4 protein-coding genes are annotated in these 6280 nt (G+C 73.7%); all 4 read right to left on the bottom strand.

Going from position 1 to position 6280, the window contains the following annotated elements; translation table 11 throughout:
* Nucleotides 1-77 precede the first annotated feature (77 nt).
* The 4 genes from trpE to ACQ5SO_RS21055 all read right to left on the bottom strand — a co-directional run bounded on the left by trpE (nt 78) and on the right by ACQ5SO_RS21055 (nt 6140).
* A complete protein-coding gene (gene trpE / locus ACQ5SO_RS21070) occupies nt 78-1583 on the bottom strand; it encodes an anthranilate synthase component I (protein WP_430943625.1) in 1506 nt (501 codons plus the stop codon).
* A 96-nt stretch (nt 1584-1679) separates the two neighbouring features.
* Nucleotides 1680-3557: a peptidylprolyl isomerase gene (locus ACQ5SO_RS21065; protein WP_430943624.1), complete on the bottom strand. Its 1878-nt coding sequence runs from the start codon at nt 3555-3557 to the stop codon at nt 1680-1682.
* A gap of 172 nt (nt 3558-3729) precedes the next feature.
* A complete protein-coding gene (locus ACQ5SO_RS21060; RefSeq protein WP_430943623.1) occupies nt 3730-4929 on the bottom strand; it encodes a DNA cytosine methyltransferase in 1200 nt (399 codons plus the stop codon).
* Nucleotides 4926-6140 (bottom strand): aminotransferase, encoded by a 1215-nt coding sequence (locus ACQ5SO_RS21055; RefSeq protein ID WP_430943622.1) that lies wholly within the window; start codon nt 6138-6140, stop codon nt 4926-4928. Before ACQ5SO_RS21055 ends, ACQ5SO_RS21060 begins: the two co-directional genes overlap by 4 nt.
* Nucleotides 6141-6280 lie beyond the last annotated feature (140 nt).

The following is a 6280-nucleotide window of genomic DNA, read 5'->3' as shown; positions in this document are numbered from 1 at the left end:
CCCCCCCCCCCCCCCCCCCCCCCCCCCCCCCCCCCCCCCCCCCCCCCCCCCCCCCCCCCCCCCCCCCCCCCCCCCACTCACCGGTTGCCGGTCCCGGCGAAGCGCCCGGCCTCCTGCGCCGCGCGCATCAGGGCGCGGGACTTGTTCACCGTCTCCTGGTACTCGGCCTCGGGGTCGCTGTCATAGACCACGCCGCCGCCGGCCTGGACGTACATCTTCCCGTCCTTCACCACCGCGGTGCGCAGGGCGATGCACATGTCCATCTCGTCGGCCGAGGAGATGTAGCCCACGCCCCCGGCATAGACGCCGCGCTTCTCGCTCTCCAGCTCGTCGATGATTTCCATCGCCCGAACCTTCGGCGCGCCCGACACGGTGCCCGCGGGCAGGCCCGCCAGCAGCGCCGCCAGCGCGTCCACGTCGTCGCGCAGCGCGCCCTCGACGTTGGAGACGATGTGCATGACGTGGGAATACCGCTCCACCGTGTAGGTCGCCGTCGGCTTCACCGTGCCGATCTTCGCCACCCGGCCGACATCGTTGCGGCCAAGGTCGAGCAGCATCAGGTGCTCGGCCCGCTCCTTGGGGTCCGAAAGCAGGTCCGCTTCAAGCGCCGCGTCCTCCTCGGGCGTCGCGCCGCGGTGGCGGGTGCCGGCGATGGGGCGGATGGTGACCGTCCCGCCGCGCACGCGCACGAGGATCTCCGGCGAGGCGCCGACGACCTGGAAGCCGCCGAAATTGAAGTAGAACATGTAAGGCGACGGGTTCGTGCGCCGCAGCGCGCGGTAGAGCGCGAAGGGCGGCAGCGGGAAGTCCAGCGTCCAGCGCTGGGACGGCACCACCTGGAAGATGTCGCCCGCCTTGATGTATTCCTTCGCCGCCTCGACCATCTCGAGATAGCGGTCGTGGGAGGTGTTGGAGACCGGCTCGCCCACCCCGGCACCGTCGCCGTCGCGCTCGGCGGCCACGGGACGGTCGAGATCCATCACCGCGTCCGTCAGCCGCTCGGCCGCCTGGGCGTAGGCGGCGCGGGCCGACAGCCCCTTGTCGGCCCAGACCGGGGTGATCAGCGTCACCTCGTCCCGGGCCGAATCCACCGCCGCGACCATGGTCGGGCGCATCATGATCGCGTCCGGCAGGCCCAGCGGGTCGGCGTTCGGCTCGGGCAGCTTCTCGACGTGCCGCACCATGTCGTAGCCGAGATAGCCGAACAGGCCCGAGACGCCCGGCGGAAGATCGGCGGGCAGGTCGATATGGCTTTCCTCGAGCACCGCGCGCAAGCTCGTCAGCGGGTCGCGCGCATCCGCCTCGAACGCATCCGCGTCGAAACGGGCCGAGCGGTTCACCTCGGCCTTGTCGCCGCGGCAGCGCCACACGAGATCGGGCTTCCAGCCGATGAAGGAATAGCGCCCGCGGGTGTCGCCGCCGGTCACGCTCTCCAGCATGAAGCTGTCCTTGCGCGCCTGGGCGAGCTTGAGCATCAGGCTGACCGGGGTGTCGAGATCCGCCGGAAGGCGGCGCCAGAGCACCATGTTCTCGCCCTTCGCGTACTGGGCTTCGAACGTGGCGAAATCCGGGAAGATCTGCATGTCCCTCGATCCTTCATGACGCCGTCCCGCGCCATGGGCGGCGCGGGACGGGTTTGGCTTCCGTGTTGTGCGGGCCCTGCCCCGGGCCCGGCGTTATCAGCGCAGCGCGTTGACCGCGCGCTCCAGCGCCGCCTGGTTGACCGAGGCGTTGGCCCGGTCCTGCAGCGCGGCGGCGAAATAGGCGTAGAGGTCCTGGCCGGTCGAGGCGGCGAGCTGCTCCTCGAACTGGCGGATCTGCTGCTCGACCACCGCGCCGCGCAGGTCGGCGGGGATCACCTCCTCGACCTTGCCGATGCTCACCCCGTCATCGGTGCGCAGCAGCGCGGCGCCGCCCGCCTCGACGGCGAAGAGCTTGTCGAGCAGGTTCACGTCGATCTCGCCCACGCCGCCGGTGCGGCGGATCGGGCCGACCATCTGCACCTCGGCGCCGAAGCGCGCGGCGACGGCCTCGGGGGTCTCGCCGCCCGACAGCGCCGCGACCGCCTCCTCCGCCTGCGCCTCGAGCGCATCGAGCCGGCGCGCGGTCTCCATCGCCGCCTCGGCGTCGGCGCGGGCCGCCTCGAAGCTCAGCGGCGCGGCGGGGTCGACGGCGTCGACCATGACCATGGCGAAGCCGCCCGCGGCGGTCTCGATGATGTCCCGCTCCTCGCCCGGGGCGGCGGCGAACACTTCCTCGAGAAACAGCGGATCGGTCGCCAGCGGACCGGCTTCGGCGTCGCCGGCCTCGGGCAGCGCGGCGGCCTCGTGGACCGTGAGGCCGAGGTCATTGGCGAGGCCCGTGAGCCCGGCGCCCGCGGCCACCGCGTCGGCGGCGTCCTCGGCGATGTGCACCGCGGCTTCCGAGGCGCGCTCGGCGGCGAGCTCGGCGCGCAGCACGGTCTTCGCCTCCTCGTAAGGCAGGGTCGAGGCGGCGGTGATGCCGCGCACATTGACCAGGGTCGGGCCGAAGGCGCCCGCGACCGGGCCGATCACGCCGGTCGCATCGGTCGCGAAGCCGGCCTCGGCCACCGCCTCGGGGAAGGCTTCGCGCGGGCCTTCGCCCAGGGACGCGTCGTCCAGCGTCAGGTCCCGCTCGGCGGCGAGCCCGGCGAAGTCGGTCTCGCCCGCCTCGACGCGGGCGAGGGCGGCGCGGGCCGCGGCCTCGTCCGGGTAGGCGAGCTGGTCGAGGATGCGCATCTCGGGCCGCTCGAACCGGGCCTTCTCGGCGTCATAGGCGGCGCGCAGGTCCTCCTCGGGGATCTCGATGCCCTCGGCGACCGCGGCCGGGTCGATGGCGATCCAGCGCACGGCGCGGGTCTCGGGCTTCATGTAGGCGGCGCGGTTGGCGTCGATAAAGGCCTTCACCTCGTCCTCGGTCGGGGCGGCGGGGGCCTCGGCCTGGTCGGGCGAGAGCTGGATCAGCGCGATGCGCCGCGTCTCCATCGCGTGGGCGGCGAGGTCGGCGGCCAGCCCCGGCACGCCCTTCGCGCCCCCGGCGACCGAGTAGGTCAGCACGTCGCGCGCGAGGCCCTTGCGCATGTCGGCCTCGAACTCCTCGGGGCGGAAGCCGAGGCGGTCGATGACGAAGCGGTACTGCTCTTCGTTGAAGGACCCGTCGACCCCGGCGAAGGAGGGGCTGTCGGTGATGGCGCGGCGCACGTCGGCGTCCGAGGCGGAGACGCCGCGGGCATGGGCTTCGCCGTTCAGCGCCGCGTCGCGCACGAGGCGGGCGAGCAGGATCTGCGGCAGGCCCGCGGCCTGCGCCTCGTCCACCGTCACGCGCCGCTGGGCGCGCTGCGACAGGCTCTGCATCTCGCGCGACAGGGCCTCGGCGAAGTCCTCGACCGTGATTTCCTCGTCCGCGACCTCGGCGACCTTGGGGGTGCCGGCGAAGTTGACGTCGCCGATCCCCCAGACCGCGAAGGACAGGATGAGGAGCGCGAACAGCCCCTTGAAGACCCAGGTCTGGCCGGCCTTGCGGAAGAATGCGAGCATGCGGCGCCTCGTCGGAGCGGGCGGCGCGCGAAGGCCCCATGGGATGCGGCGGGGCCGCGCGCGGCGCGCGGAAAGGAAAGGTGGTCGGAGGTGTATCTTGGCGCGCGGGACGCTGCAACCGCGCCCGGGACGCGGCGGGGGGCGGGGGCGCTGAAAATCGCGTGGGGAGAGCTTATTCCGCCGCCCGGTCGGCCTGCGCGGCTTCCACCCGGTCGATCTCGGCGCACAGGGGCTCGATCAGGTGCTGCGCCAGGTGCCGCACCACCGGCGCCGCCACGCCGTCCCCGGCGATCTTGTAGCCCGCGGTGTAGGCCTTGGGCAGCTTGTAGCTGTCCGGCAGGCCCATCAGCCGCGCCGCCTCGCGCGCGCTCAGCAGCCGGGCGCGCAGGCTGCCGTCGGGTTCCGCGATCAGGAGCGTGAGGCGCGAGGACCCGCCCGCCGGGGTGCGCAAACAGCCCGCCACGTCGAAACGCACCTCGGCCCGTTGGACCGAGACGCCCGCCTTGTCCTTGCGCGTGCGCCGATAGACGCCCCCTGCCCGGCGCTGGCCGCCGCGCTGCGCGGCCGCGCGCGCCTCCTCCACCCGCGCGCGCTGACGCGGGGTCATCAGGGACAGAAGCCGGTTCACCTCGGCCTTCGTCTTCCATTTCACGCCCGTGGGCGCGTCTTCCAGCAGGTCCCCGAGCGTCTGGTTGGTCCCCGGCGGCGCCGGAAGCCGCAGGGGGCGGCGGGCGGCGGCGGCCTCGGGGTCCAGCCGCTCGATGGCGCGGGCCAGCGCGGGATGGGTCGGGGCGGCGTCCGCGTCGTCGGCTTGGGGGGCCAGCGCGGCGGGCGGCTCAGCCCCCCGCCAGGCGATGATGAAGAGGCGCGGGCGCGATTGCGGAACGAACCCCGCCGCGTCCACCGCATGCGCGTCCCAGTACCAGCCGGAGCGGCCCAGCGCCGTGCACAGCGCGTTGAAATCCCGCCCCTGGTTGGAGGTCGCGAGGCCCAGCACGTTCTCCACGCACAGGGTCTTCGGCGCGCGGCCCTCCTCGGCCAGGATCTCCACCAGGAACCAGAACGCCCAGAACATCGAGGAGCGCGCGCCGGCGCCGCCCATCTCCATCCCCCGGCGTCCCCCGGCGAGCGAGAGGTCCTGGCAGGGGAAGCTGGCCCAGGCGAGGTCGGCGCGCCCCGGCAGGTCGGCCGAGGACAGGCGCGCCACGTCGCGCTCGACCAGGTGCGCGTCCCCGAAATTCTCCCGGTAGGCGGCGCATTTGCCCTTGTCGACATCGTTGGCGAAGGTGCAGCGCCAGCCGCGCCCGAGGCCGATGCGCGCCATCCCGCCGCCGGCGAAGAACTCCAGCACCTCGCGGCGGCGGGGGCTCACGCGCGGACCTCCGCCAGGCGCGCGAGGGCGGCTTCGAGCCCCGCGGAATCGGCGTTGGCGAAGGCCATGCGCAGCGCCCGGCCGCCCGCGGGATCGCCCGCTTGGTGGAACATGGTGCCGGGCAGCATCAGCACCCCGGCCTCGTCCACCAGGCGCGGGGCGAGGGTGGCGCTGCTTTCGGCGAAGGGGTGTTCGAACCAGGCGAAATAGGCGCCGCAGGAGGTGAGCGTCCACTCCGGCAGGATCCGCGCCGCGGCCTCCTCCAGCCCCCGGCGGCGGGCGAGGATCTCGGCCCGCTCGCCCTGCACCCAGTTCGACAGCGTGCGCAGCCCGGTCAGGGCGGCGAGCTGCCCGAGGCGGGGCGCGCAGATGGTGGTGGTGTCGAGGAATTTCTCCACCTGCGCCAGGCGGGCCGGGTCGGCGATGATCGCGCCGGTGCGGTGCCCGGTCAGCCGGAACGCCTTGGAGAAGGAGTAGAGGTGGATGAGCCGGTCGCGCCAGTCCGCATCCCCGAACAGGTCATGCGGGGCGCCGTCCTGGCTGTGGAAGTCGCGATACGTCTCATCCACGATCAGCGCGGCGCCGTGGCGTTCGGCCAACTTCAGGAATTCGCGCAGAAGCCCCGCCGGGTACTCGGCCCCCGTCGGGTTGTTGGGGGTCACGAGGGTGATCGCCTTGATCCGGCCATTGGCGGCCTTCAGCGCGTCCTCGGCGGCCTGCAGGTCCGGCAGCATCCTCGCGCCGCAGGACAGCGGGACCGTCTCGATCCCCTGCATTCCCAGCCACATGGCGTGATTGAAGTAGTAGGGGACCGGCAGCATCACCGCGTCCCCCGCCGCGGCGAGCGTCGAGACGACGGCGCAGAAGGCCTGGTTGCAGCCCGCGGTGATGGCCACGTCCTCGGGCGCTATCACGCCGCCATATGCGGCGGACCAGCGGGTCGCGATCTCGGCGCGCAGCTCCGGGTCGCCCAGCACGGGGCCATAGAGATGCACCTGCCCCTCGCCCGCCACCGCGGCGGCCATCGTCTCGCGCAAGCTCGGCGGCGGGGCGTCGACGGGCGCGGCCTGGGAGAGGTTGATCAGCGGCCGGTCCGCCGGGAATTCTCGGCCCGCGATCCAGCGGCGCGCCTCCATCACCGGGGGCGGGAACACGCCCAGCATGGTGGGCGAGAACGGGGCGGGGCGATGCTGTGCGGCGGCGTCGGTCATGGCGCGGGACGATAGCGCCGGGAAGGGGCGGGCGGAAGGGGGGATGGACGCTCGGGACGGGTTGGATGGGGGGGGGGGGGGGGGGGGGGGGGGGGGGGGGGGGGGGGGGGGGGGGGGGGGGGGGGGGGGGGGGGGGGGGG

Origin of the sequence: Rhodovulum sp. DZ06, assembly GCF_050586345.1 — a bacterium.
Taxonomy (GTDB): domain Bacteria; phylum Pseudomonadota; class Alphaproteobacteria; order Rhodobacterales; family Rhodobacteraceae; genus JBOCEF01.
The sequence above is the reverse complement of the archived record's forward strand: the minus strand, read 5'-3'. Positions and strand labels throughout refer to the sequence as shown.

Bases quoted from the DNA above. Each gene is read 5' to 3' on its own strand.
- ACQ5SO_RS21055 (WP_430943622.1), bottom strand. From the start codon at position 6,140: ATGACCGACGCCGCCGCACAGCATCGCCCCGCCCCGTTCTCGCCCACC.
- ACQ5SO_RS21065 (WP_430943624.1), bottom strand. From the start codon at position 3,557: ATGCTCGCATTCTTCCGCAAGGCCGGCCAGACCTGGGTCTTCAAGGGG.
- trpE (WP_430943625.1), bottom strand. From the start codon at position 1,583: ATGCAGATCTTCCCGGATTTCGCCACGTTCGAAGCCCAGTACGCGAAG.